Origin of the sequence: Hymenobacter negativus (assembly GCF_016056375.1) — a bacterium.
Lineage (GTDB): Bacteria > Bacteroidota > Bacteroidia > Cytophagales > Hymenobacteraceae > Hymenobacter > Hymenobacter negativus_A.
Genome location: NZ_JAEDAE010000006.1, coordinates 150,568 through 176,576, shown reverse-complemented (window position 1 = coordinate 176,576; position 26,009 = coordinate 150,568). Strand labels below are relative to the sequence as shown.

At 59.2% G+C, this 26,009-nt stretch carries 21 protein-coding genes; 12 read left to right on the top strand and 9 right to left on the bottom strand.

Features of this window, described 5'->3' with window-relative positions:
* Positions 1-3: 3 nt before the first annotated feature.
* From I7X13_RS14300 to I7X13_RS14275, 6 genes are all read right to left on the bottom strand, one after another.
* Positions 4-1,263: a site-specific integrase gene (locus I7X13_RS14300; protein WP_198076011.1), complete on the bottom strand. Its 1,260-nt coding sequence runs from the start codon at positions 1,261-1,263 to the stop codon at positions 4-6.
* 277 nt (positions 1,264-1,540) lie between these two features.
* Positions 1,541-3,772 carry a T9SS type A sorting domain-containing protein gene (locus I7X13_RS14295; RefSeq protein WP_198076010.1) on the bottom strand — a complete coding sequence of 744 codons (2,232 nt, stop codon included), beginning with the start codon at positions 3,770-3,772 and terminating at the stop codon, positions 1,541-1,543.
* A gap of 148 nt (positions 3,773-3,920) precedes the next feature.
* Entirely contained in the window at positions 3,921-6,131 is a 2,211-nt protein-coding gene (locus I7X13_RS14290) for a T9SS type A sorting domain-containing protein (protein WP_198076009.1), read from the bottom strand.
* Positions 6,132-6,419: 288 nt separating this feature from the next.
* On the bottom strand, positions 6,420-6,926 hold the full coding sequence (locus I7X13_RS14285) for an XrtX-associated membrane protein (protein WP_198069165.1): 507 nt from the start codon (positions 6,924-6,926) through the stop codon (positions 6,420-6,422).
* On the bottom strand, positions 6,919-7,491 hold the full coding sequence (gene xrtX / locus I7X13_RS14280) for an exosortase X (RefSeq protein ID WP_211532029.1): 573 nt from the start codon (positions 7,489-7,491) through the stop codon (positions 6,919-6,921). Before xrtX ends, I7X13_RS14285 begins: the two co-directional genes overlap by 8 nt.
* A gap of 107 nt (positions 7,492-7,598) precedes the next feature.
* Positions 7,599-7,814, bottom strand: coding sequence for a PID-CTERM protein-sorting domain-containing protein (locus I7X13_RS14275; RefSeq protein WP_198069163.1), 216 nt, complete (start codon positions 7,812-7,814; stop codon positions 7,599-7,601).
* Between the two features lie 309 nt (positions 7,815-8,123).
* On the opposite strand from I7X13_RS14275, the gene I7X13_RS14270 reads away from it, so the two are divergent.
* Positions 8,124-9,122 carry an AAA family ATPase gene (locus I7X13_RS14270; RefSeq protein WP_198069162.1) on the top strand — a complete coding sequence of 333 codons (999 nt, stop codon included), beginning with the start codon at positions 8,124-8,126 and terminating at the stop codon, positions 9,120-9,122.
* Positions 9,123-9,203: 81 nt separating this feature from the next.
* On the opposite strand, the gene I7X13_RS14265 is transcribed toward I7X13_RS14270, so the two are convergent.
* The 3 genes from I7X13_RS14265 to I7X13_RS14255 form a co-directional block, all read right to left on the bottom strand.
* On the bottom strand, positions 9,204-12,797 hold the full coding sequence (locus I7X13_RS14265) for a T9SS type A sorting domain-containing protein (protein ID WP_198076008.1): 3,594 nt from the start codon (positions 12,795-12,797) through the stop codon (positions 9,204-9,206).
* 141 nt (positions 12,798-12,938) lie between these two features.
* On the bottom strand, positions 12,939-13,979 hold the full coding sequence (mnmH, locus tag I7X13_RS14260) for a tRNA 2-selenouridine(34) synthase MnmH (protein ID WP_198076007.1): 1,041 nt from the start codon (positions 13,977-13,979) through the stop codon (positions 12,939-12,941).
* A gap of 68 nt (positions 13,980-14,047) precedes the next feature.
* Positions 14,048-14,761 (bottom strand): pyridoxine 5'-phosphate synthase, encoded by a 714-nt coding sequence (locus I7X13_RS14255; RefSeq protein WP_198076006.1) that lies wholly within the window; start codon positions 14,759-14,761, stop codon positions 14,048-14,050.
* Positions 14,762-14,958: 197 nt separating this feature from the next.
* Between I7X13_RS14255 and I7X13_RS14250 the strand changes: the two genes are divergently transcribed.
* The 11 genes from I7X13_RS14250 to bamA all read left to right on the top strand — a co-directional run bounded on the left by I7X13_RS14250 (position 14,959) and on the right by bamA (position 26,001).
* On the top strand, positions 14,959-15,420 hold the full coding sequence (locus I7X13_RS14250) for a GatB/YqeY domain-containing protein (RefSeq protein WP_198069158.1): 462 nt from the start codon (positions 14,959-14,961) through the stop codon (positions 15,418-15,420).
* 92 nt (positions 15,421-15,512) lie between these two features.
* Complete coding sequence (locus tag I7X13_RS14245) at positions 15,513-16,043, top strand: CvpA family protein (protein ID WP_198069157.1); 531 nt, start codon at positions 15,513-15,515, stop codon at positions 16,041-16,043.
* A 74-nt stretch (positions 16,044-16,117) separates the two neighbouring features.
* The gene (locus I7X13_RS14240; RefSeq protein WP_198076005.1) at positions 16,118-16,714 is read left to right on the top strand and encodes an anthranilate synthase component II; all 597 of its coding nucleotides are present in this window, start codon (positions 16,118-16,120) and stop codon (positions 16,712-16,714) included.
* An 11-nt stretch (positions 16,715-16,725) separates the two neighbouring features.
* Positions 16,726-17,508 (top strand): alpha/beta fold hydrolase, encoded by a 783-nt coding sequence (locus I7X13_RS14235; RefSeq protein ID WP_198076004.1) that lies wholly within the window; start codon positions 16,726-16,728, stop codon positions 17,506-17,508.
* A 135-nt stretch (positions 17,509-17,643) separates the two neighbouring features.
* Positions 17,644-18,318, top strand: coding sequence for a CBS domain-containing protein (locus I7X13_RS14230; RefSeq protein WP_198076003.1), 675 nt, complete (start codon positions 17,644-17,646; stop codon positions 18,316-18,318).
* A 36-nt stretch (positions 18,319-18,354) separates the two neighbouring features.
* Positions 18,355-19,779 carry a BamA/TamA family outer membrane protein gene (locus I7X13_RS14225; RefSeq protein ID WP_198076002.1) on the top strand — a complete coding sequence of 475 codons (1,425 nt, stop codon included), beginning with the start codon at positions 18,355-18,357 and terminating at the stop codon, positions 19,777-19,779.
* 80 nt (positions 19,780-19,859) lie between these two features.
* Positions 19,860-20,753: an NAD kinase gene (locus I7X13_RS14220; protein WP_198069152.1), complete on the top strand. Its 894-nt coding sequence runs from the start codon at positions 19,860-19,862 to the stop codon at positions 20,751-20,753.
* A 139-nt stretch (positions 20,754-20,892) separates the two neighbouring features.
* On the top strand, positions 20,893-21,786 hold the full coding sequence (locus I7X13_RS14215; RefSeq protein ID WP_198069151.1) for a DUF6089 family protein: 894 nt from the start codon (positions 20,893-20,895) through the stop codon (positions 21,784-21,786).
* A gap of 48 nt (positions 21,787-21,834) precedes the next feature.
* A complete protein-coding gene (gene porG / locus I7X13_RS14210) occupies positions 21,835-22,590 on the top strand; it encodes a type IX secretion system protein PorG (RefSeq protein WP_198069150.1) in 756 nt (251 codons plus the stop codon).
* A 132-nt stretch (positions 22,591-22,722) separates the two neighbouring features.
* Positions 22,723-23,469, top strand: coding sequence for an isoprenyl transferase (locus I7X13_RS14205; protein WP_198076001.1), 747 nt, complete (start codon positions 22,723-22,725; stop codon positions 23,467-23,469).
* A 9-nt stretch (positions 23,470-23,478) separates the two neighbouring features.
* Entirely contained in the window at positions 23,479-26,001 is a 2,523-nt protein-coding gene (bamA, locus tag I7X13_RS14200; RefSeq protein WP_198076000.1) for an outer membrane protein assembly factor BamA, read from the top strand.
* Positions 26,002-26,009: the final 8 nt, after the last annotated feature.

The following is a 26,009-nucleotide window of genomic DNA, read 5'->3' as shown; positions in this document are numbered from 1 at the left end:
TGATTACTGTTCAGCCCAAACTCGCGCAAAGTCGGCCAACAGCCGTTCGGGTGTTACTTGAATGTAGCGGCGGAATGATTTGAAGTCGCGGTGGCCCGTGGCCTTCATTATTGTCTCCCACGATAGGCCCCCTTCGAGCGAAAGCGTCACAAATGTTCTGCGGCCTGTGTGCGAACTGATAATTTCGTGTTTGGGAAGCGTGGTGCTTGTGCGTTGGCTGCCCCGGTATTCTACCTGCTCAGTAGGGGCGTTCAGCTTGGCCATACGCGCCACGTCTTTGATATACTTATTAAGTTTTTGATTGGAAATGGCACGTATTTTCCCAGCCCACAAATCGGCTAACAGCGGCAGAGCTAAGTTGCCCCGTAGAGGCACAGTCAGCTTCTCAGTTGTTTTCTGTGCTGTGAGTTGCAACCACTCGCCTTTTTGGTGCTCGGGCTTGAGTGCTGCTACATCGGAAAAGCGGAGGCCAGTATAGCAACTAATTAAGAACAGTGCCCGGGCGTTTTCTAACCGTGCAGCATCCGGCAGCATAGTTAGATTCACGCCTGCAAGGTCACGAAGCTCTTCGCGGGTCAGTGCCACTACGTCGGGGTCGCGTCGCTTCCACCGCCAGCGTTTATAGTCCTGTAAGGGATTCCGACCTTGTTCAAAAGCATCGCTCAGAAAAGGCTTGAAATGGGCTAAATGCTTGGCGATACTATTGTCAACCAGATTGCCCACATCGAGCAGGTGGCTGGTGAAGTCGTGCCAGAACTGCACTGTGAAGTGTGAATACTCCAATGGCCTGCCAATAGCCTCTTCATAGCGTTGCAGATGATTATAGAGCGTGCCAATGGCCTTGATTGTGTTAGGACGTAGGGTGCGGGCTTTGCGCTCTTTATAAGCCAAAAAATCAGGTAATGGGCGTGGCCGCTCAGCCAATACTTCCTGTGTGGCTTCCGGCTCAACAACAGCACGTAGTTCGGCATCAGTGGGTAAATAGCCTTTGGCACGGCACTCTCCCCAAAAATCTAGGAGTCGTTTGCCCATCCGCTCGTTACTGAGGTTAATCAGTTCGTTAGCGCGTTTCACGTCATCATCCATCCCTCGCGCCTTGGTTATAGCGCGTTGAATATCTCCTGCCGACCAATACGCTGGCAGAATCTTATCGCCCGTATAGATTTTTATTCTGGGCCGTCCATCCTGTCGGTTGAAAAGGATACGGATTGCAGTCGGCTTTTCCGACTTAGGGTCTTTGAGTTCAAAAGAAACTGTAGCCATAACTAGAGCTTGTATGCTCCAGTAAAGTTAAGGTTAATCGGGGAATGGGGGGCAACATAGGGGACAAACATTCCTTATAAGACCGTAAAAAGTAAAGTAAAGAATGAGGGACGACTTGTTGATTATGCTGTTTTGGGACAATAGGGCGTGTTTTGTATATGAAAGCCTTCGTTGCTTTACTGAATGGTGTACTCCCGTCTCCGGTACTAAGTTCAGAGTGCAAAAAAGCCGGTTCACTTCGCGAAGTGAACCGGCTTTTTTTATGTCTTAAATTACGCTATTCGCGGACGATGCGTCGGGTTTCGAGGCTGGCGGCGGTGCGCACCTGCAGCACGTAGACGCCGGGGCCTACGCCGGTCAGGTCCAGGGCCTGGGCGGTGCCCTGCGGGTTGGGGCTGGCAATGGCGGCGTGGCCCACCGTGCGGCCCAGGGCGTCGAGCACGGTGAGCTCGACGGGCAGGCGGTAGCCGGTGAGCACCACGCTGAGGCGGCCGTCGGGCGTGGGGTTGGGGGCCACGCTCAGGCTGGCCCCGGCCAGCGCCTGCTGTGCCGACAGCACCGTTTGCGCCGCTGAGAAGGGCGACAGGCAACTACCGAGGGCGCTGCCCGCTACCAGGGTCTGCACCGAGTAAGACCCATTGGCGGTAACTGTGAGGGTGCGGGCGGTGGCACCGGCAATGGGCAAACCGTCGCGGTACCACTGGTTGCCCGTGGCGTAGCTGCTGGTGAGCACAAGGCCGTTGCGGGTAACCACCGGAGCGGCTGCGGCCGGCAGCACCCGCACAAGTACCGACGTGGTATCGCTGCAGCTGGTGCCGAAGCCGGTGAGAGGCGACACGGTTAGGCTATAGCGGCTGGTGCGCGTGGGGGCCACGCTGATGGTGGCGCTGGTGGCCTGGGCTTGGTTTAGGCCGTCGCCGCGCACCGTCCACAAGTAAGCGTAGGTCTGGGGCACGGTGGTGTTGTTGGAGAGGCGGCGCACCGAGTCCGGGCGCATGGCGTTGGCTTGGAGCACTAGCGTGCCGCCGGCGCATAGGTCGGCCGAGCCACCGCCGGCCACCCCGGCCGTTACCAGCGAGGCGGCGTTGTTGCGCACAACCCGCACCACTACCACGCGGGTTTGCACCCCCTTCACGGGCGCGGCATTGTCTTCAACCCGGAAGTTGAGGCGAATGAGCCGGCCTACCATGCTGGGCGAAGGCTGGAAATACAGCGTACCAACCGGGTTCTCGGTACCATTGCCGGTAATGGAGAACGAGCCAATGTCGCCCGAGGACAGCAGCTGAGAGTTAGTGTTAATATCGGCCGGCAGCGTAACGGTGAGCAGCTGGTGGGCGCTGGGTGTGCGCAGGTTGTCGGGGTCGGTGAAGTTGAGCGAGACACGGGAGAAGCTGCACGAGGCAACATTGATTTGCGTAGAGTCGACAGAGTTGTAGGTGCTGGTGCCGGAGTTGATAGTGCGAGCCACGGCCACCACTGGGCGCGGAACATTGTTGGCTCCGCAATCGATAACGATAACCACGGCCTCACGGCGCACACGGCCCACTACGCGGCGCACGCCGTTGATGCGGCGGTATTCGGTCACTTCGACCACTACCTGGTACTTGTTGCGCCCATCGGCGGCCGATGTAGCTGGGGTGTACACGTTCGGCATGAACGTGATGGTGCGGGCCGTCTGGTTGAGTCTGAAGCGTGGGCGCCCGGTGAGCAGAGGGCAGCTGCCGGTTGTATCCAGTGCTACCGGGAGGGGCAGGGTAGGAGAGAAATTGTTGCTGCCCGATGCTACCGGACTGAACAAGCAGACCGGATTCGAGCTAATGAGCACAGGCGCGGGCTGGTTGAGGTAAGGAGCATACGAAATGAGCGTGCCACAAGCCCCCAGTGGAGCCACCAGGGCATATACCAGCGAGTCTCCGTCGGGCTCAATGGAAGAGAAGCCGAGGGAATTGAGTTGGTTCACGCAGGAATACTGAATCGGAATATCCTGCGGGTCGAACTGGGGCGAAGTGTTGGCCACCGTGGTGCTGCCGCTGCTGCGGTTGTCGAGGAAGGCTTCGGCATACAGGTCGGGCGAGCCAACGATGTTGGCGATGGTGGGGCGCGAGCCTTGGCTCGTGCTCATCGTCCACTGGCCGGGGGGCAGCGTGACGGTGGCTTCATAGGTAGTGAAGTCGTAGAGCGGGTAGAGGGCCGACGGGCTGGCGCAGGTGCCGGGCGTGTTCGGTCCCAGTGGATTAGCGGTAACAGTGGGGCCCTGCTGCACGAGTGGGGCCGTTACGGTGGCCGTGGCATTACAGCCGCCGTTGCGGCACTCCAGCACGAAGGGCGAAGCCTGGATACCGGAGCAGTCGCGGTAGAGGCGGAATTTCACCCGGTACTGGTTGTTGCCCAGCGAGGTATAGGTCATGTCGCAGCCCAAAAGGTGCGAGGCCTGTGCCGACGGCAGCCCGCCCAGCAGACCACACGCAAAAAGCAGGATGAATAGAACAATGGGTAAACGGTTCTTCATGGGTAAAAATTGAAAAAGTGGAAGGAAACGGGTGATTGAAATCGGGGGTAATATATCAATGAATTTCAGTGAAATAGCAAGAAGTGGCTGAGTATTCCCAAAGACAACCTTTGGGAATACTCAGCCACTCAAATGGCCACTTCAGAAGTTATTCGCGGACGATGCGTCGGGTTTCGAGGCTGGCGGCGGTGCGCACCTGCAGCACGTAGACGCCGGGGCCTACGCCGGTCAGGTCCAGGGCCTGGGCGGCGCCCTGCGGGCTGGGGCTGGCAATGGCGGCGCGGCCCACCGTGCGGCCCAGGGCGTCGAGCACGGTGAGCTCGACGGGCAGGCGGTAGCCGGTGAGCACCACGCTGAGGCGGCCGTCGGGCGTGGGGTTGGGGGCCACGCTCAGGCTGGCCCCGGCCAGCGCCCGCTGCGCCGACAGCACCGTTTGCGCCGCTGACATAGGCGTGGTGTAGCTGGTGCCGCCCACCACGACAGTAGCCCGCACCGTGTAGGTGCCGCTGGTGGTGGCAACAATGGATTGGCCCGTAGCTCCCGCAATCGGCTGGCCGTTGAGGTACCATTGGTTGCCGGTGGGGAAGTTGCTGGTGAGCACGTTGCCGGCCCGCGAAATGACGGGCGCTACCAGCGGCGACAATACCTGCACCAGCACGGAGGTGGTATCGCCGCAGCCACTGCCACCAATGGTGGGAGTCACCGTGAGGAAATACCGGCTGGTAACCGTCGGGGTCACGGTGATGTTGGGCGATGAAGCTTGGGCGGTATTCAGGCCATCGCCCTGCACGCGCCACTGGTAGGTGTAAGTCTGCGCGGCCGTCATGTTCTGGGCAATGCGCCGTACAGAATCGGGCCGCTGGGCCAGGCCCTGGATAGCCAGCGACCCGCCCGTGTAGATGAAGGGATTGGGGTTGCCGCCGGCGGCCACCGCTGCGGCAAAGCCCCGGCGCAGCACTTTGATAACGATGACGCGGTTCTGGCGGCCTTTCACGGGGCAGGCGTTGTCCTCAATTCGCACATTGATGCGAATGATACTGCCCGCCGTGGTCGGAGCCGGCTGAAAGAAAAAGGTGCCCACCGGATTTTCGGTGCCATTGCCGCTCAGGCTGAAGGTACCTACGTCGCCGCCGGCCAGCAGCTGCGAATTGGTGGCTAGGTCGGTGGGCAGCGTGACGGTGAGCTGCTGGTGGGCGCTGGGCGTGCGCAGGTTGTCGGGGTCGGTGAAGTTGAGGCGGACCCGGGCGTAGTTGCAGGTATAAACCGTGAGTTTGGTGGTGTCGGCGGTATTTACGGCCACGGCGTGGGAGGCTGCCGTGGCGCTGCTTAGGCGGGCCGGGCTGGGCACGGTGTTCGCCCCGCAATCCATCACAATAAGCATGGCCTCGTGGCGTATCCGGCCCACTACGCGGCGCACCCCATTTACGCGGCGGTACTCTGTGGCTTCAATGGCTACCTGATACTTGTTGCGGCCGTCGGCTGTTGAGGTGGGTGGCGCATAGTAACTCGGCAAAAACGTGACCGTACGGGCCTCCTGGTTCAGCCGAAAGATTGGTACCCCCTGCTTGATTGGGCAAGTGCCTGTCGTATCGAAGCCTACTGGCATGGGCAGTGTGGGCGAATACAAAGTGCCGCTTTGGTATGCCGAAACATCCATTACACACAAAGGGTTGGTAGTAAGAGTGATGATAGGCGTGCCAGTGTACGGACGCGAGGTATAAGTGGCCTGTGTCCCACAAGCCATCAGCGGCGCTGCCAGCGAATACACCACTGAGTCGCCATCGGGCTCCATAGCCGAAAAGCCGAACGTGGTGCGCTGGTTCACGCACACGTACTGAATCGGAACATCCTGGGCATCAAACTGCGGGGAAGTGTTGGTAATGTTGGTGCCCCGGTTGTCCAGATACGCTTCTGTGTACAGGTCGGGCGAGCCCACAATATTGGCTACCGTGGGCCGGGCGGCGTTGCTGGTGCTCATCGTCCACTGCCCGGGAAGTAGCGTGACGGTGGCCTGGTAGGTAGTGAAATTGTAGAGCGAATAAACCGACGACGGGCTGGCGCAGCTGCCGGGCGTGCCCGGGCACAGGGGCAGCGGTATCACCGGGCTGCCCTGCGCCACGAGCGTGGCCGTTACGGTAGCCGTGGCATTGCAGCCGCCATTGCGGCATTCGAGCGTGTAGGTGGGGTTTGGGATGCCCGAACATTCGTTGTACACCCGCAGGTTGACGCGGTATTGGTTGTTGCCCAGGGCGGTGTACGTCATGTCGGCCCCCAGCAGGTGCGAGGCCCGGGCCGGCGTCAGCCCCAACAGGCTGCCGGCGAACATGAAAAGGAAGGCCAGAAGTAAGTGTTTTTTCATGCTGAACAGAAGGAAAAAAATGGACAAAATGGTCCCGGGCGCCTTCCGCACAGGCGGTGGCACAGGCAAGCGTATCGAACGATAAAGGGCCCAGGTTAAGGTGTTTATGCAGTGCGCAATTTTGGTTCCAAAAAGATGGAATTAAACCCGGTTTTTTTGTTCGGTTTATGCACAACCGGCCTCAGCGCCTCGGCAATGAGGTTTTGTGATTGAAAAACAGAAAAATATTTAGCTGTTTTTGTTTCAGCACAGGTCCTTACTCTCAGCCCGATGCGCCGTTGCCTTACCCTAAGTGCGGGCAACCCGTGGGCCAAAGCCGGCCCGGAACAGCACGTAGAGCCCCGCCACCGGCAGCGGGCTCACCACAAAATCCAGAATCTGGCGGCTGAGCCGGTAGGCCCACACGGCATCGCCGGCCAACTTGCCCACCAGGGTAATGCCCACATATACGGCCAGAATGCCGGCGTACAGCTTCACGGCCATACGCCACTGGGCCGGGGCTAGCACCAGTCGCAGCAGCAGCAGGCAGATGCCAAGGTAAAGAACTGCGTAGGTGGCCACAGCGGGCAGCAGGCGTTTGGTAATACCGCCATTGATGCCCTGTTGCATAGCTGCCGCCAAGCGGTGCAGGCCACTGGCGGCCAGCAGCCGCTCCCACATCACCGTCAGAAAGGTGAGGGTCGGGTCGTCGTAGATGCCAATGAGCAGAAGGGCCAGCAGCAGCAGCGCTATTAGCGTCCAGCGTCCCACCTGCGAGGAGCGTGTTGCAGGCTGGCTATAAAGAGAATCAGGCACCTGCAAAAGTCGTAGATGGGGCGGAATGCTGGCGGTCGTACACGGCCAGGCGTTTGGCCCACAGCATCCACAGGCCGAAAATGCAGCCGTACACTACGAAGGTGTAGGTGTAATGGTGGTTGAAATAGACGGACTGGTAGGCATAGCTGTGGTTGATGGCCAGCGCTGCTACGCGCAATATATTTAGTACCCAGATGAGCACCATGCCCGCCGGAATAAACCATAGCTTGCGCCGCCAAGGGCCAGGAAAAGCCAACACAAACCCACCGAAAAGCGCATAAAGTACCAGTCCATTGCAGGGAATGCCTACAATGACGGAGGGGTGGCCGCTCATCAGCAGCAGGTAGGCATTGTTCGGAGCCACTACTGCGTCGAAACCGGCGGTTTGCAGCAGGCGGGCGCTGGTTTGGGCAATGTTGGCACACAGGGCCAAATCCAGGCGGCCATCGAGGGCCAGCCACTGTTCGTAGCCAAAAAACCAGAGTAGGTACATGCCCCCGGTTAGCAGCAAAAAGCGGAGCAACTGCCGGCTACCGTAATCACGAATGGCGGGAGAGGTAGGCATAAAACCAGGCATAAGCCGTCAGCAACACACTACCTAACGCCACTCCAGCCAGTGGCGGGGGCGTTAAGTAGTGTGTTGCTGACGGCTAAAGGAATAAATAAAAGTAGCTAGACCTTCTTGCGCCGCGCCCGCAAGTGCTTGACACCGTAGGCAACGCCGCCGGCCAGCAGCAGCGAAACACCGCCGTCGATGGGCGTGTTGGTGGGGTCCGGGTCGGGGTCGGCCCCCGGACCACCGTTATTGGGCTGTGCCAGGGCGATGGCGCTGGCAGCAATTACCAGCGCCATGGCTGGAAGTAAACGCTTGAGGAAAAGTGACTTCATAAAGATGGTGCCAGACAGTGGGGTAAATTGATAAATGCACGTGAAAGTAGGAGGATGTAAAAGTAGAAGAATCTTTTAATTATACCTCTAAATGATGCCAAATTCTACGTTGGCTTTACTGTTTAGAATGCGTTAACAGGGCTTTATTCTTGATTTATAGTATGATGCAAAAGGAATGCGTATTGTTTTAATAGATGTAGGTGCTAAGGCGGAGGGCGTGGCATAGCTGAGTGAATCTGGGGCGCAGGTGCCGGACAGCCCCGGCCTTGTGCCTACCTTGCAGCCACTGTTTTGCCCATTATCTTACATATGAATCCTGCTTCTGATACTCCCCCCGCGCCGACGTCTCCCGTCGACTATCATCCCCTCATTCGCCAGGTATTTTCGGAGATGGGCAAGGTGGTGGTGGGGCAGCAGCCCCTGCTCAGCCGCTTGCTGATTGGGCTGTTTACCGGCGGGCACATCCTGCTGGAAGGAGTGCCGGGCCTAGCTAAAACCCTCACTATTTCGACCCTGGCCAAGGTGCTGCATCTGCACTTTCAGCGGGTGCAGTTCACGCCCGACCTGCTGCCGTCGGACCTGGTGGGTACGATGATTTACAATCAGAACCAGTCGGTTTTCGAGGTGAAGAAAGGGCCGATTTTCGCCAACCTCGTGCTGGCCGATGAAATCAACCGCTCGCCGGCAAAGGTGCAGAGTGCCCTGCTCGAAGCCATGCAGGAAAAGCAGGTCACCATCGGCGACACCACGTACCCGCTTGACCTGCCTTTTCTGGTGCTGGCCACCCAAAACCCTGTGGAGCAAGAGGGCACCTACCCGCTGCCCGAGGCGCAGGTAGACCGCTTCATGCTGAAGGTGCACGTTGACTACCTCAAAAAGGCCGACGAGCTGGAGGTGATGCGCCGCATGGCCAACCTAAGCTTTGTGGAGGATGTGCAGCCTATTCTGACCAAAGACGATATTTTCGGTATTCGTCAGCAAATCAATCAGGTGCAAATTTCGGATACCCTCGAAAACTACCTGATTGAGCTGGTGTTTGCTACCCGCCGGCCGGCCGACTACGACCTGCCCGAATTTGGCCAGGCCGTGCAGTTCGGGGCCAGCCCCCGGGCCAGCATTGCCCTGCACCGGGCTTCCAAAGCTGTGGCATACCTCGAAGGGCGCGACTACGTGCTGCCCGAAGACATCAAGGAAGTAGCCGCCGATGTTCTTAACCACCGCATCCTGCTCACCTACGAGGCCGAAGCCGATGGCATTCGGACCCAGGATTTGATTGAGGCTATTCTGCGCAAAGTGCCCATTAGCTAGGGGCTCAGCAAAGCAAGGGCTACAAAAAAAGGGCTGACCAGTTGGTCAGCCCTTTTCGATGGAATGCGGAGCGGGTGGAAGTTATTCCACTACCACGCGCTTCACTACCAGGTCAGTACCAGATTTCAGCGTCAGCGTGTACACGCCGGGAGCGAGGCTGCTCACGTTGAAGTCGGCGGTACCGCCAGCGGCGGGCAGGTTCAGCTGACGCGACTGTACTACCTGGCCCAGGGTGTTGCTCAGCGAGGCCGAAGCGGCGCGCAGGCTGGTGGGCACGCTGAGCTGGAAGCTCTGGTGGGCCGGGTTGGGGTACAGGTTCACGGTAGCGGCCAGGGCAGCGTTCTGCGTAGCCGTTACCACGGCCAGGCGCAGGTTGTCGATGCCCATGTCGTCGTTGCCATAGTCCGAAGTGGCCTGGAAACGGATAACCGTAGTGGCCGAAGTGCTGGCGATGGTAACGGTTTTATTCGTGAAAGTAGTGCTGGTGGTAGCGGTGAGCACCGGAGTGGCACCAAACGTGAGGCCACCGTCGGTGCTCACGAAAACTTCGACTTTGTCGGTACCGCTCGGGTTGATGAAGTCAAAGCTCAGTTGCTTGTTACCCGTACCGCTCAGGTTGGCGTACAGGTCCAGCTTGCCAGGAATGGTCGTGTCAACGGCACCAAACGAGTGGAAGCGGGCCGAGTGGCTGCCTACGCTGGAACGAGTAACGTAGGGCGGGGTGGGGAAGGCAGTAGTGGGCTGCTCGTTGTCGGGGTAGCTCCAGTTTGCCGAAGAGCCGCTCAGCGTAGCAAAACCGTCGTCTTCGCGGCGCCAGGAGTTGTTGCCGGTAGCCGGGGTGTTGCGCCAGTTAACTGTTGGGATATCGCGAGTTGCCAAGGCATCATCTGCCCAAGTAGCCTCAAACCCTTCGGTGTAGGGCAGGGTGACATAGGTGGGCGTGGCCAGTGGCGCCAGGCCTACGGCGCAAATGGTGAATGCACCCTGGGTATCGTTGGAGCCGTAGCCCGACACGAAAACGTAGTAGGTGGTGCTGGGGGTAAGGCCATCCACGCGCAGAGGAGCCGCTACAGTGTTGTTGGTAGTGCCGGCGGCACAACCTACCGAGGTGAAAGGACCCGCGGCGCTTGCGGCCGAGAATACCCGTACCTGCCCGGCGGGTGCGCCGGTTACCGTGATGTTAACAGAGGTGCTACCCACGCCGGAAGCAGCCGTGGTGAACTTGAACCATACGTCTTTCGGGTTGGCAGCAATACCGCAGCCAGGGTTGACATAGCCACTTACCGTAGTGGTGGTAGCGCCTACGTTGGTGCCATTGGTGGGCGTGCAGGTGGCAGCAAGCGGAAGGGTGATGGCACCGCTCGGGTTGTCGTTAGCAAGCGTAACCGGGTTGGTAACGCAGATGTTGAACTGGCCGGTAGCAGTAGCATTGTAGCTACGCACACGCACGTACAGGACGGCGCCAGCAGTTTGTCCCGTCACGCTCAGGGCCGAGAAACCGTCTGTGCCAGCGGGGTTGTCGTCGTTGCAGCCCAGCGAAGTGAGGGCGCCGCAGGTTCCGGAGTAAATCTCAATCACGGTGTCATCCACCGGGCTACCGGTGGCTGCGCTCGTGGTTACTGCTACGTTGCCGCTGGCGGGCACGGTCACGGTGTACCACACGTCGGCCAGGGGGCCAAGGGCGGGGCCACCGCACGAAGGCGCGGGGATTGGAGACGTGCTGGCAGTAGCGCCCTGGTTGGTACCGAGGGTGTTGGTGCAGGTAGTACCAACCGTGAGCGCAATGGCGTTGGCGCAGTCATCGTTGGCGGGTGCGGTGGGCAGCGTCGTGAAAGTGGTGGTAGCGGCGGACGAGGTCTGGCCGGCGGCGCAGTTCGTGATGATGCTTACCGTGTAAGTCGTGCCTGGGGAGAGGCCGGACAAGACAATAGGCGAAGCAGTAGGGGCCGGAGTAACGGTGGTAGCGGGGCCGCCGGTGGGCGTGTACGTTACCGTGTAGCTGGTGGCGCCGCTAGGAGCGGTGAAGCCAACCGAAGCGGCCGTGCTGGTGATGCCCGTAGTGGTCAGGGCCGTGGCGGTGCCGCACGACGCCGGGGCGCCCAGGGTTACGTCCAGGGCCAGGCGGGTTTTGAGCGTGGTGGCGCTGATGTCATTCCAGGTAGTGCCACCGGTGGTGGTGAAGAAGAACGTACCAGCGCGCAGCGGGTCTTCTACCTGGTTGCCCAGGCCCAGGTTGTTGTCAAGCTCTTTGATGGCTACGTAGAAGCTGCCGGTAACCGGGATGTTCGGGATGGCAGTAGCCACCGGGCCCGTAACGGTAGGCCGGGTGAGCGTGGCAGAGGTATAAAGCAGTGCGCCAGGGCCCGTGGCCGCAGCCGCGTACACCTGCAGCTGATAGGTGGTAGCACCTGAGCCAGCCCCCGTGAAAGTAGGCGTGATGCTGGTGACAGCGGCAGCAGTCGAAGTAGAATATTTAACGGCCAATACCCCGTTGGCAGCACCAATCCCAACGGCGGTGCTTGCAAAAGGCTGGGTCGTGTCGACATAGCCCTGGCTGGCGGCCGTTACAGTCTGGCTGTAAGTAGCCGAGTTGTTGGTGGCATTGTCATCAGCAGGTACGCTTACCGTCAGCGTATTCACCCCGGCCGTAGTTACCGGATAGGCCGTGAACGTAACGGTGGTGCTGGCCCCGGCAGCCAGACTGGCTACCGTTTGGGTGTTGGTAAACGTAGTGGCTCCGGCTACCGTCAGCGTGACGGGCAGCGCGGTTAGGGCGTTGCTGCCCGCGTTGCGGATAGAAGCGCTAACCGTCACCGGCGACCCGTAGGTGCTTGACACGGTGCCCAGCGTTTGGATGTTAACTACGCCCGCATCGTTGGCCGATGTGGGCAGGAAACGGTAGGTCCGGCCGGCATCGGGCGGGAAAGTGTTTCGCACAAAGTGCGTGGGCAGCGTAGTGGCCACGGTGCCAGGCGTGAAGGTCGTGGTCGTCCAGGCCGTTGCGCTGCTGGTTTTGGAACCCAGCAGGCGGTCGGCGAGGCCGTTGGTCGTGCCCTTCAGGCCCACCAGGAACGGCTGGCCGGTGGCCGTACCGGTGCCGGCCACCCAAGTGCCGTACACAAATTCGATTCGGTTAGAGGTTTCGTAAAACTTCAACTGAAACTGCATCGACGCGAACTGTGCCGGAGCACTGGCCGAAAGCTTATCCGCCACGTTTTTCCACTGGATGGTGGTTACGCGGCTGCCCGCGGTGCCGGAAGTGAAGACGCGGTATTCGGCCGTAGCCGTGGCCGACGTTTGCAGGTCGATGTTCGAGAGCGGCGCTACGATGTTAATATCCAGCGGGTCGGCGCTGCCAATGGGGTTAATCTGGGTGGCCGCGGAAGGAGCCGCAGTACCCAATTTCACGTAGCCATTGGTGTTCAGCACAAAATCCGTGAACGCCGTGCCGTTGAACGTGAAGGTGAAGCCCAAAGGCTGGGCCGCCGAGTTCGCATCATCGGTGCTGCTAGTGGCGATGACCGTGCCCGTGGTGCCCAGGTCGGTGTAAGTACCTGCGGTGTTAACCGCGTTTGCTGAGGAGTAGCCCAATTGGGCATGGGCCGCAAACGGCAGTAGCGCAAACGGCAACAGCCGCCCGGCGCGTTTAAGCCGGCTCTGTAAGTTTGTTAACATGAAGAAAGAGGAAAAGTGGGAAATATTGAGATGATTTAACTGGCAGGAGGATGGAAGAAAGGTAAGAGCAATAATGCTGATTCAGGGGACAAATTACGATGCCGCGCCGAAACACGACCGCATTATCGACTGACAGTTCTTTTAGTGCGACGTTGAGGCCGTTGTTGCAGATGCAGCCCTGAGCAGGTGCTCCGTATTCTGGGCGGCATCGCAGCCGGCCACGGGCACAAAGGTGCGGGGAGGTTCTTCGGGGCGTGGGGCCAGGCCGTGGGTGTAGGTCTTGTCGTAATAATCGAGCACCAGCTCCACCATCAGCGGGAAGTCGCCGGCCGCCACGGCAGCCAGCGCCTGCTGGGTGGCCAGGCCACCCAGGCGCTTGCGCAGCCGCTCAATGGCCTCGGCCAGCAGCTGCGGGTCTTCGGCCCCGTACTCGGCGGCCAGCTTGGCTACGCGGGCGGCGCGGGGCACTTCCAGCACCCAGCGCGGGGCGGCGTGCAACTGGGTAAACAACGCGGCCGGAATGGTGAGCCGGCCAATCTGCCGGCTTTCGTCTTCCACCCAAATGGGCACATCGGTGGGCAGCTGGGCCAGGGCGGCGGCCAGGTTGTTTTCGAACTGCTCCTGCGTGGGCTGGGCCGGCTGCCCGATGGCCCCGAAGGCGGAGCCCTTGTGGTGGGCCAGGCCCTCCAGGTCGAGCACGTACTGGCCGGGCGTGGCCGCCAACTCGTGCAGCACGTCGGTTTTGCCGCTGCCGGTGAGGCCGCCCAGCACCCGCCACTGCCGGGGCTGCGCGAACGAATCCAGCACCGCCCGGCGGTATTCCTTGTACCCGTGGTCGAGCAGGTGCACTTTGAAGCCGGCCAGCTCCAGCAGCCACAGCACCGCGCCGCTGCGCATGCCGCCGCGCCAGCAGTGCAGCCGCACCTCCTTGCCGGGTACCAGCTTTTTGGCCTGCTTGGCCATCGCCGACATCTTCGGCCCGAAAAACTCCAGGCCCAGGTGCACGGCCCGCTCCTGGCTCACCTGCTTGTAAGCGGTGCCGATGCGGGCCCGCTCCTCGTCCGTAAACAGCGGCAGACTGAGCGCGCCCGGCACGTGGCCCTGCGCAAACTCAATCGGAGCCCGCACGTCGAGAATCGGATAGGGGAGGTTTTGGAATTCGGAAAGCGAGTGGCGGGGCATAGCTGCGGTGGTACGTGGGTTTGGGAAGGATGGCGGGCCGTCGGGCGGCTGCGCCAGCTCTGGTTGGGCTACTTCAGCTGCCGCAGGTACAGCTGCACCGTGTTTTCGAGGCCCAGGTACAGGGCATCGCACACCAGGGCGTGGCCGATGCTCACTTCGGCCAACTCGGGCAGCTGCTGGTGCAGCCAGGCCAGGTTGTCGAGGTCGAGGTCGTGGCCGGCGTTCACACCCAGGCCCATCTGGCCGGCGCGGGCGGCGGTGGCGCGGTAGGGGGCCACGGCGGCTTCGCGGTTGGCGAGGTACTGCACGGCGTAGGCTTCGGTGTAGAGTTCGATGCGGTCGGTGCCGGTGGCGGCCGCGGCTTCCACCAGGTTCACGTCGGGGTCGAGGAAGATGCTGACGCGGGCCCCGAACGACTTCAGCTCGGCCACTACTTCGCGCAGAAACTGCTGGTGCATCACCACTTCCCAGCCCGCGTTGGAGGTAATGGCGTCGGGCGCATCGGGCACCAGCGTCACCTGCTCGGGGCGCACCTCGCGGCACAGGGCCACAAAGTCGGGGGTGGGGTTGCCCTCCACGTTCAGCTCGGTGGTCACAATGTGCTTGAGGTCGCGCACGTCCTGGTAACGGATGTGGCGCTCATCAGGCCGTGGGTGCACCGTAATGCCTTCGGCCCCGAAGCGCTCAATGTCGCGGGCGGCTTGCAGGATATCGGGGCGGTTGTGGCCCCGGGCGTTGCGCAGGGTGGCCAGTTTGTTGATGTTAACGCTGAGCTTGGTCATGGGAAGGTGAATTGGCGGGATGGTGGATTGGCGAGCTGAAGCCAATGCGACCAATAAAACAGGAAAGTAGGCTTGCGGGTGGGCCGCCGTAGCTTTAGGGCGAAATTTACGTCGGTCCGCACCGACCTGCATCGGTGGGGTATGCTCCAGGCACCACCTCACCATTCCACCAATCCATTAATTCACCAACCCGCCTTATGCTCAAAACCACCATCGACACCGCCATCAAGCAGGCCATGCTCGCCAAAGACAAGGTGCGTCTCACCGCCCTGCGCAGCATCAAATCGCAAATCATGCTGGCCGAAACCGCTGAGGGAGCCAGCGAAGCCGGCCTCACGCCCGAAGCCGAGCTCAAGCTCCTCAACAAAGCCGCCAAGCAGCGCCGCGACGCCGCCGCCATCTACAAAGAGCAATTCCGCTCCGACCTCGAAGAAACCGAGTTGGCCGAACTGGCCATCATCGAAGAATTCCTGCCCGCCCAGCTCACCGAGGCCGATTTGGTGGAAAAGCTGGTCCACATCATCCAGCGCGTAGGTGCCACCGGTCCTTCCGACCTAGGCAAGGTGATGGGTGTGGCCGCCCGCGAGCTCTCCGGCCAGGCCGACGGCAAGCGCATATCCGACGTACTAGGGCACCTGCTAAACAACACGAATTTGTAGGGGTAAGAGGGTGTGGGGGTAGGAGGGCAGGAGTCTGCTGCCTGTTATGAATACCGCCTGCCCTCCTATCCCCATACCCTCTTACCCCAAACATGACTGCCCTCGACATTCTCCTGCTTCTTCCGCTCGGCATCGGGGCCGTGAAAGGCTACCGGCGTGGGCTGGTGCTGGAAGTGGTTTCGCTGCTGGCCTTCGTGCTGGGAGTGGTGGGCGGACTGAGCCTGCTTTCGGCGGCCGTGCCGCTCGTGCGGCAATACGTAGGCGATGCCTTCGGACTGTTGCCGCTGGTGTCCTTTGCGCTGGTGTTTGTGGGTATTATGTGGGGCGTGCACCTGCTGGGCGGCCTGCTTAAAACGGCCGTGCACCTCACCCCGCTGGGCGTGCTTGACAACCTGCTGGGCGGCGCGGCCGGTGTCCTCAAGTGGATACTCGGCCTCAGCCTGCTGCTGCACGGCACCGGTCTGGCCGGTCTGCACCTGCTCTCCCCAAATCTGATGGCCGGCTCCGAGGTGCTGCCCATCGTGCGGCAAGCCACCCCGCTGGCCCTGCAAATCACGGGCTACGTGCTGCCCATCGGGCAGGACCTGCTGGCCCGAATGCGGACGGCCTTTGTGAAAAACTAGGGATAAGGAATAAGAGGTTGGGAATAAGTTTTTTCATCGTTCCTTATACTCTGTTCCCTTTCCGTAAATAATCAATGCGTCTCCTGCTGCTCGATAATTTCGACTCCTTCACCTTCACCCTGGCCGACTACCTGCGCCAGTTGGAAGCCGAAGTAGTGGTGCGCCGCAACGACGTACCGCTGGCTGAGCTGGACGTACCCGCCTTCGATGGCCTCGTGCTGTCGCCCGGCCCCGGCACCCCGGCCGAAGCCGGCGTGATGCCGGCCGTTATTGAAGCGTTTCATCGGCAAGTGCCCATGCTGGGCGTGTGCCTGGGCCACCAGGCGCTGGGCGAGTTTTTCGGGGGCGAAGTGGTGCGGGCCGCCCGCCCCATGCACGGCAAAGTCACCGATATGCGCTGCGATACCGCCGAGCCGCTTTTTGCCGGCCTGCCGGCTGTGCAGCCCATCACGCGCTACCACTCGCTCATTCTCAGCGAGCCCCTGCCGGCTGTGCTCCAAGCCCTGGCCCACACCACCGGCCCGCGGCCCGAGCTTATGGCCTTGCGCCACCGCACGCTGCCGCTCTACGGCGTCCAGTTCCATCCCGAAGCCCTGCTCACCCCGCACGGACTGGCAATTTTGGGCAATTGGCTCCGCTGTTGTATCATTGCCAAAACCGCCGGTAATTGAGGAAAAACGAGATGGAATTGCGCCGCCAGCACCAGCACGGGTACGAATTTGTGGATGAAGGCCAGGGGCCGGTGCTACTGCTGTTGCACGGCCTGTTCGGGGCCCTAAGCAACTGGCAGGACGTGGTGCAGGAGTGTGCGCCTGACTACCGCGTCATCATTCCCCTGCTGCCCGTCTATGACATGCCCCTCACCCAGGCCGGTGTGCCGGGCCTGGTGGCTTACGTCGAAGGCTTCGTGAAGGCCCTTGCCTTGCCAGCCAGTTTCACCGTGCTGGGCAACTCCCTTGGTGGCCACATCGCCCTGGTCTACACCCTGAAAAACCCGGCCCGCGTCAGTCGGCTGGTGCTCACCGGCAGCAGTGGCTTGTTCGAGGACAGCATGGGCGGCTCCTTTCCCAAGCGTGGCAACTACGCCTACGTGCAGGAGCGGGTGGGCTATACCTTCTACGACCCCAAAGTAGCTACTCAGGAATTGGTCGACGAAGTGTTCAATGTCACCAATTCTAACGCCAAGTGCCTGCGCATCATTGCCATCGCACGCTCGGCCCAGCGCCACAACCTAAGCAAGGAGCTGGCTAAAATCGCTGTGCCCACGCTCCTGGTCTGGGGCCTGAACGATACCATCACGCCGCCGCCCGTGGCCCACGAGTTCGAGCGCCTGCTGCCCCACGCCGAGCTGCGCTTCCTCGACCACTGCGGCCACGCCCCCATGATGGAGCGCCCCGCCGGCTTCAATGCCTACCTGCGGCATTTTCTGCGTACTACCGAAGCCACCCCGGTCCTGGCTGCCTAAAAGGCCGATATCCTTCTGCCGGCTCGATTGTTGTTCACTATTCCATCACCTGCCCGGTGATAATTTATGCCTTTCAATTATTTCTTTTCACCCAATTCGGCATCTATACCTCATCCCTCTTAAACTGCTACGCATATGCCCGCCCTGCTTGCCGAAGACCTCCTCAACGAAATGATTCCGCCCCTGAAGGGCACCGATTCGGCGGGCAAGGCAGCGCGCTGGCTCGATGAGTTTCACGTGGCCCAACTGCCCGTGCTCGACAATCGTCAATATCGCGGCCTCGTCACCGAAGCCGACCTCGCCGATTTCGACGACCCCGAAACCCCCCTTTCGCAACTCCCCCTGGGCTACGCCGATGCCTACGTGCGGCCCGACCAGCATTTCTACCGCGTAATGGAGCTGGCCATTGAAAATAAAATTCAGCTCGTGCCCGTGGTCGATGAGCGCCACGAGTACGCCGGCGTCGTCACCATCGCCGATGCGCTGGCCGCCTTCGGGCAGCAGCCGGCCGGCGGGCTGGGCGGCATCATCGTCCTTACTATGGAGGAGCGCGACTACTCGCTCACTCAAATCAGCCGTTACGTTGAGGAAAACAACGCGAAAATCATGAGCGCCCTGGTTGCTCAGGACGAAGTCGACCCCCATCGCATTCGCCTCACCTTAAAGCTCAATACTGACAGCTTGACCCGCATCACGGCCACGTTGGAGCGGTTTGGCTACGTGGTTACGGCTCAGTTCAGCGGCACCGCCGTGGCCAACGATGACGAGCAGGAGCGCTACGATGCTCTCCTGCGCTACCTGAGCGTGTAAAGTCGGGTGCTGTTCGGAATCCTTCTCTCGTTGCGGATGCTGCTGGCCACCTTGGGCCTGATTCAGGCCGATACCTTGCCTCACCCGCTGCGTCCCGTGGTGGCTCCCGCCGATACGCTTGTGCAGATAGTGCCCTGTCCTGGCATTGTCCGGGGGCCTGTTGGTACCATTGTTTTTGCCGGCAACGCCGTAACCAAAGAGCGTATTCTACGGGCTGAACTCGATTTTCACGAAGGCGATACCCTCGCCTTAGCAGATTTGCCGGCTCGCCTCGAAGCCAATCGCCGCCGCCTGTTCAACCTCCAGCTATTCCACGCCGTGGTGGTGCAGGCCAGCTGCACCGGTGGGCGGCTGCTCATCGTGTTTGGCGTGCAGGAGCGGTGGTACACCTTCCCGGTGCCCATTCTCTCATTGGCCGACCGCAACCTGCGCTCCTGGCTCGACCGCGCCGACCGTTGGCGGCGCGTCGACTACGGGGTGCACGTGGTGCGCAGCAACTTTCGCGGCCGCAACGAGCAGCTCATCGCCAATCTGCAGTTGGGCTTCAATCGCAAATACGAGCTGTTCTACGAAGCGCCCGGCTTGGGTCACTACCGCCGGCTGGGCCTCGGCGTCGGCGCGTCCTATTACCAGAGCCACTCCCTCGATTACCGCACCCTAGCCGACCGTCTCACTCCATTCCGGGCCGATGACGAATTTCCTATTCAGCGCTTCTACGTCACGGGCGGGCTGCGCTTCCGGCACACCGTCCAGTTTCTCACGGCCATCAATGTCTCATACCACCGCGAGCAAATCAGTGACTCGGTCAATTACTATAATCCCACCTATTACCTCGGCCGTACCCAGCGCGAATACCTCGACCTGAACCTTACCAGTACCCGCAACCAGCGCAACACCTTTGCCTACCCGCTCACCGGCAAGTATACTCAGGCCGCACTCACGCATCGAATTTTCCTCGACGGCACCACGCCCAGCATCACCACCCTGCACCTCAACTACACCCGCTACCTGGCCCTCGGCCGTCAGTTCTACTACAGCGTTGGCCTCACCGGGCAGGCCCGTCTCACCCGGCGGCTCGCCTATGCCGACAGCCGTGCCCTCGGCTATGACGACCTGGTGCGTGGCTACGACCAGTACGTTATCGACGGCCGCCATTACGCCCTATTGCAGCAAGGCGTCTCGTACCCACTGCTGCGGCCCCAGCCCATCCGGCTGTCATCTATCGACAACCCCAAGGTCAATACCATCCCGCTCGCGCTCTATCTCAATATCTTTGCCGATGCCGGCTACGTCGTCGCCCCCCATCCTTTGCCCCAAAACCGCCTGCCCAACCAGCTACTGAGTGCCGTCGGCGTCGGCTTGCACCTCGTCACCTATTACGACCGGGTGTTCACCGCCGAATACACCCTCAATGGATTAGGGCAAACCGGCTATTTTTTTCGGGCAGAATTCCCGATTTAGCCGCTTCAACTTCGCCACCCAGGTTATTTATTTGTTACGTAAGCCCGCCGCCGCATTACGTAATCCGCTCGCTCCTCCGCATGAAAATCGCCATTTTCGGTAAGCCTTTCGACGACGAAGCCGCCCCGGCCATTCAGGCCCTGCTCGACGATTTGGCCGCCCGCCGGGCCGAGGTCCGCATTGGCGAAGCCTTTCGCACCTTCCTCGACAACCGCTTGCGCCTGCCCGCAGGCACCACCGAGTTCCACCGCGGCGATTCCCTGCGCGGCGTCCAGTTCGTGCTCAGCATTGGCGGCGATGGCACCCTGCTCGACACCGTCACCTACGTTGGCAGCCTCCAGATTCCCATTCTCGGCATCCACACCGGCCGCTTGGGCTTCCTCGCCACCATAACCCCCGACCGCATCACTCAGGCCATTGATGCACTTTTCAAAGGCCATTTCACCATCGAAGAGCGCAGCCTGATTCGCGTCGATACCGACCCCGACGTCTTCGGTAGCCTCAATTTTGGCCTCAACGAGTTCAGCGTCCTCAAGCGCGACACATCTTCCATGATTGTCGTGCATACCTATATTGACGGCGAATACCTGAATTCCTACTGGGCCGATGGCCTCGTGGTAGCCACGCCCACCGGTTCCACCGGCTACTCCCTGAGCTGCGGCGGCCCGGTAATGCTGCCCCAGACAAACAATTTTATCATCGCTCCCGTATGCCCCCACAATCTGAATGTGCGCCCCTTGGTGGTGTCCGACCAGAGTGTTATTTCCTTCGAAATAGAAGGTCGTAGCTCCAGCTACATGCTGGCGCTCGATTCCCGCTCTCTGCCCGTCGAAGCGTCCGTTCAGATTGCCGTTCGCCGAGAAGCTTTCAATGCTCGTCTAGTAAAACTTAACCACGTTAACTTCCTCAGTACCTTGCGCAGCAAACTCAATTGGGGCCTCGACCGCCGAAACCCTGCCGGCATCCAGGTTTGAAAACAGAGTTTTTTGTTGAAAAAATTGTCGAAACTTTTTTTAGTTCCCGATTACCCCTACTTTTGTCACCGTCTGAAACTGTGCGCTCTCTGCACTGCATCTTACCCGCCGAACCTAGTATCATCATTTTAGTTGCCTTATGAAAAATATTTTCACGTATTCTACGGCCGTCGTGCTCGGGCTGGCCTTGGTGGCAACACCGGAGGCGGATGCCCAGCAGTTCAGCAAGCGGAAGCAATACAACTCCATAGGCTTCAGCCTGAATGCTATGAACTATTTCGGGGATTTGACGCCCGTAACTAGCTTCACTAGCTTGCGTTTGGGCGCTACGCGGGTTGGTGCTGGCGTTTCCATCACCCGTCGCTTCTACCCACGTTTGTCGGGCCGCTTCGGCTTGTCCTACGGTCGTATCTCGGGCGATGACTCGTTTGCCAACGACCAAGACCCGGATGCTCGCTTCCGCAACAATCGCAATATGAATTTCCGGAACGATGTTCTGGAAGCTTCGGCAGTTGCTATTATTGACCTTATCGAAAACCGCAACAACTACCTCAAGCGCCCGGACTTTGTTCCTTATGTGTTTGCCGGTGTAGCAGGCTTCTATCACAATCCCCAAGGTCTTGATAGCCGGACGGGCAATTATGTTGACCTCCAGCCCTTGAGAACCGAAGGTCAGGCAACTGCATATGGCAAGACGCAGTTTTCGATTCCATTCGGCGGCGGTATCCGCTACCGTATCAACCGTAACTTCGATGCCAGCTTGGAAATTGGCTGGCGCAAAACGTTCACCGATTACCTCGATGACGTGGGAGGCAAATACGCTGACCCTTCCAAGCTGACTACTGACGCATCGGCCTATTTCGGCCGCGGCATCACCAAGAGCTTGAAAGATGGCACTGGTACTTTCAACGGATTCACTAATCCCGGCGAGGCACGTGGTGACACGGGCAATAAAACTGACTGGTACATCGTAACAGGTGTAACGTTGAACTACATCTTGACGCCCCGTATCAAGAACCCCAAATTCCGCTAGCCAGCGACTGCTGGCTTAGGTTTCTTTTTCCGAGTCAGCAATTACTAAATGACGAATTCAGGTTTCAAAAACGTACTCCTCGCTTGCTTTGTGCAGGCGGGGAGTACGTTTTTTTGTGGTTCTGCTAATGCTCAGAACACCAGCGAAATAGGTATTGGTATTGGTGCTACCAATTACAGGGGCGAAGTATCACCCGATTTTCAGCTGCAAAATAGCCGGCCCGCCTTCACTGCCTTTTATCGTAAGGATGTGTCGGTGCCCATCACATTGCGGGGCGGTTTCACGGCCGGCTTCCTGCGCGGAGCCGACGACAACGTGACCGGCGTGAATGGAGGAGTGCCTCCGCTCCAGGCCTATCGGCAGGCCAATACCAAAGGCAGCGTGTTCGAAGCATCAGCGGTGGTGGAATACAATTTCCTGGACTACCATTATCGAACCGATAAGGTGCATTTCACGCCATATCTGTTCGCTGGCTTGGCAGGGTTTTACGCCAATACCACTACGGTTTCAAATAATCCCCTTCTACAGGCAAGCTTTAACCAAAAGGGCAGCATGTTAGGGTTGGCTATTCCGGCAGGGGCTGGCATAAAATATGCCCTTTCGGAACACCTGAATCTGGGACTTGAAGTGGGGGTGCGCAAGACATTTACGGACCAACTCGACCATTTAAGTACCCAAGACCCGCTTCTGGTAAATATTCATGACCAGGATTGGTATTATTATAGTGGGGTCAGTTTATCCTATACATTCTATAAAATCCGCTGCCCCAACCAATACAAGAAGAATAAGAAGCTGTTAAAGTAATAGTTAGCTATACTCTGGCAACCGGTACAGGTATAACTGAAAGAGGAGAATAGAGGAAGGGCATTGTTGGCATTCGGCTGCTAAATGCAACCATTTCCGTAACTTGCGGGCTCTTTTAGCGAAACCGCAAAGATGACCGGCAAGGCCGAAATTGATACTCAAAATATTCCCGCTCACGTTGCCGTCATCATGGATGGCAATGGGCGGTGGGCTAAGCAGCGAGGCGGCTTGCGCGTCTTTGGTCACCAAAGCGCCATCACAGCTGTGCGTGAAACCGTGGAGGAGGCGGCCGAATTAGGCGTGCGATATCTGACGCTGTACGCTTTTTCGACAGAGAACTGGAATCGTCCGGCGCTGGAAGTAATGGCGTTGATGCAGCTACTGGTGCATACTATCAGGCAGGAAACGGCCACGCTGCTGAAGAATAGCATTCGTCTGGAGGCCATTGGCGACCTAACCACATTGCCCAAAACTTGCCAACGTGAGCTCGCCGAAGCAATGGAGCTGACCAAAGACGGCAGCCGCATGACGCTGGTGCTGGCCTTGAGCTACAGTGGTCGCTGGGACCTTACCCAAGCTGCTAAGCGCATGGCTGACGATGTGGCTACCGGCAAACTCCAGCCCAGCCAAGTGACCGAAGCTATAGTAGCGAGCTACCTGGTGACGGCTAAAATGCCGGACCCGGAACTACTTATCCGAACCAGTGGCGAACAGCGAATTAGTAATTTTTTGCTGTGGCAGCTGGCATATACCGAGTTGTACATCACCGATTTGCTATGGCCGGATTTTCGGAAGGAGCATTTCCAGGAGGCCATTCGGGCTTATCAGCGCCGGGAGCGGCGGTTTGGTAAAACCAGTGAGCAAATCACTGTATCTTAAATCTTTGTAATGTTTATTGTGCGTAATTTTTTTATCAAGTGTGCGCTTGTGGTGGCTGTGTTGGCAGGCTTGGTAGCTCAGCCAATACACGCGCAGGCACAGCAACCTGGAGCCGACGAGCCCAAAAAGTATGAGTTGGGGGGCATCACCATTAGCGGTGCCCGTTACCTCGACCCCAATACTTTGATTGGCCTGACTGGCCTGCGTGTAGGCGACCCTATCAGCGTTCCGGGGGAGGAGATTGGCAAATCCATTCGCAAGCTGTGGGCCCAGGGAATTCTCGGCGACATAAGCGTGACGGTAGCCCGTATCGAAGGCAACAAGATTTTCCTTGATTATAACCTGAAGGAGCGGCCACGCTTGTCGAAATTCACCTTTACGGGTATCAAAAAAGGGCAAACCGAGGACCTGACCAAGAAGATTACGCTGATTCGGGGCAAGGTGGTAACGGATGCCCTGATGAACAATGCACGGACGCAAGTGCGCAAGTTCTTCGTAAATAAAGGCTACCTCGATACCAAGGTGAACATTGTGCAGGTTGCCGATTCGAGCTTATCGAACAGTGTGGCTTTGCGCATCGACGTGGATAAGGGTTCGAAAGTGCGCATCCATGAAATTGCCTTCGAAGGAAATAAAGCATTTACCGACCGGAAGCTGAAAGGAAAGCTTAAGAAAACCAAGGAGCGGAAACCCTATAAGTTCCTGACTGCTGGCAAGTTTCAGCGTAGCGAGTACGAGGAGGATAAGAAGAAGCTGCTGGAGTTTTACAACGCTGAAGGCTACCGCGATGCCGCCATTGTGAGTGATACGCTGACGCGCGACGAAAAAGGCCTGGCCCTGCGCATTACCGTGGACGAAGGACCCAAGTACTACTTCCGCCACATTACGTGGAACGGCAACTACCTCTACGACGATAAAACACTGGCCAACGTGCTGGGCATCAAACCCGGTAGCACTTACAGCAAGGAAATACTGGATAAGCGCCTGAACTACAACCCAACCGGGCAGGATATCTCTTCGCTGTATCTCAACGACGGCTACTTGTTCTTCACCATCGACCCGGTGGAAACCAAAGTTGAAGGCGACTCGATTGACATTGAGATGCGCCTGAACGAAGGCGTGCAGGCTCATATCAAGGACATCAACATCTCGGGCAATACCAAAACCAGCGACCACGTGCTGCGCCGCACGCTGCGCACGCTGCCCGGCGACAAATTCAACCGGGAACTGCTCATCCGCTCACAGCGGGAAATTGCCACTTTGGGCTATTTTGACCCGGAAAAAATTGGCATTAATCCCATCCCAAATCAGGCCGATGGCACGGTTGACATCAATTACACGGTAGTCGAGAAGCCTTCGGACCAGGTAACGCTGTCGGGCGGTTGGGGTGGTTACGCCGGCTTTATCGGCACGGTAGGCTTGGTTTTCAACAACTTCTCGCTGCGCAAAGCCGGTACGCTGCGCAACTGGACGCCCGTACCCGCCGGCGATGGCCAGCGCCTGTCGCTCAACGTGCAGGCCAATGGTCTGCAATACCAGGCTTACTCGCTGTCATTCACCGAGCCGTGGCTGGGCGGCCGTCGGCCTAACTCGTTCTCGTTCAGCCTGAACCACAGCGTTCAACGCACCGGTGCGGCGTTGGATGCAGCTTCGGACCAGTTTATCAAGGTGAACAGTGCCACCGTGGGCCTAGGCCGCCAGCTGCGCGTGCCGGATGACTACTTTACGCTCAGCAACTCGCTGTCGTACAGTCAATACCAGACGCAGAACTACGCGGTTATTGCTGGAGCTGCTACGGGGACGTTCAATAACATTACCCTGAACACTACGCTGGCCCGCAACAGCATCGACAACCCGACTTACACCCGTCGGGGCTCGTCGCTGAGCCTGAGCGTGAACCTGACGCCGCCGTATTCGCTGATTAATCCGGACCATCCCAGCAACAATCAGTGGATTGAATTCCACAAGTGGATGTTCGACGCTTCGTGGTTTACCCCGATTGTGGGCAAGCTAGTGCTGAATACCCGGGCCCACTTTGGCTACCTGGGAACGTACAACTCAAACCGTCAAATCGGGCCTTTTGAGCGGTTCAAAATGGGCGGCGCGGGCCTGGGCTACAATGGCGGCGGCAACTACCTGGTGGGTACCGACTATGTGGGCCTGCGCGGCTACGACGACCCCAATGCGGCCTTCGCCATACCGACGGCGCAGGCCAACCAAGCCGGTGGCATTGCCTTCAACAAATACGTGCTAGAAATGCGCTACCCCGTCAGCCTCAACCCGGCTGCTACGGTGTACGTGCTGGGCTTTGCCGAAGCCGGTAATGCCTTTGATTCGTACCAGAACTACAACCCTTATAAGCTGTACCGGTCGGCCGGGGTGGGGGCCCGCATCTTCATGTCGGCCTTTGGTCTGCTGGGCTTCGATTTCGGCCACGGGTTCGACAGCGTGATTCCGCCCGTGGGCACGGCCGCCGGCACCAAACAGGACCCCAACCATTTCCACTTCATCATCGGTCAGCAAATTCGCTAGCAAGGCAC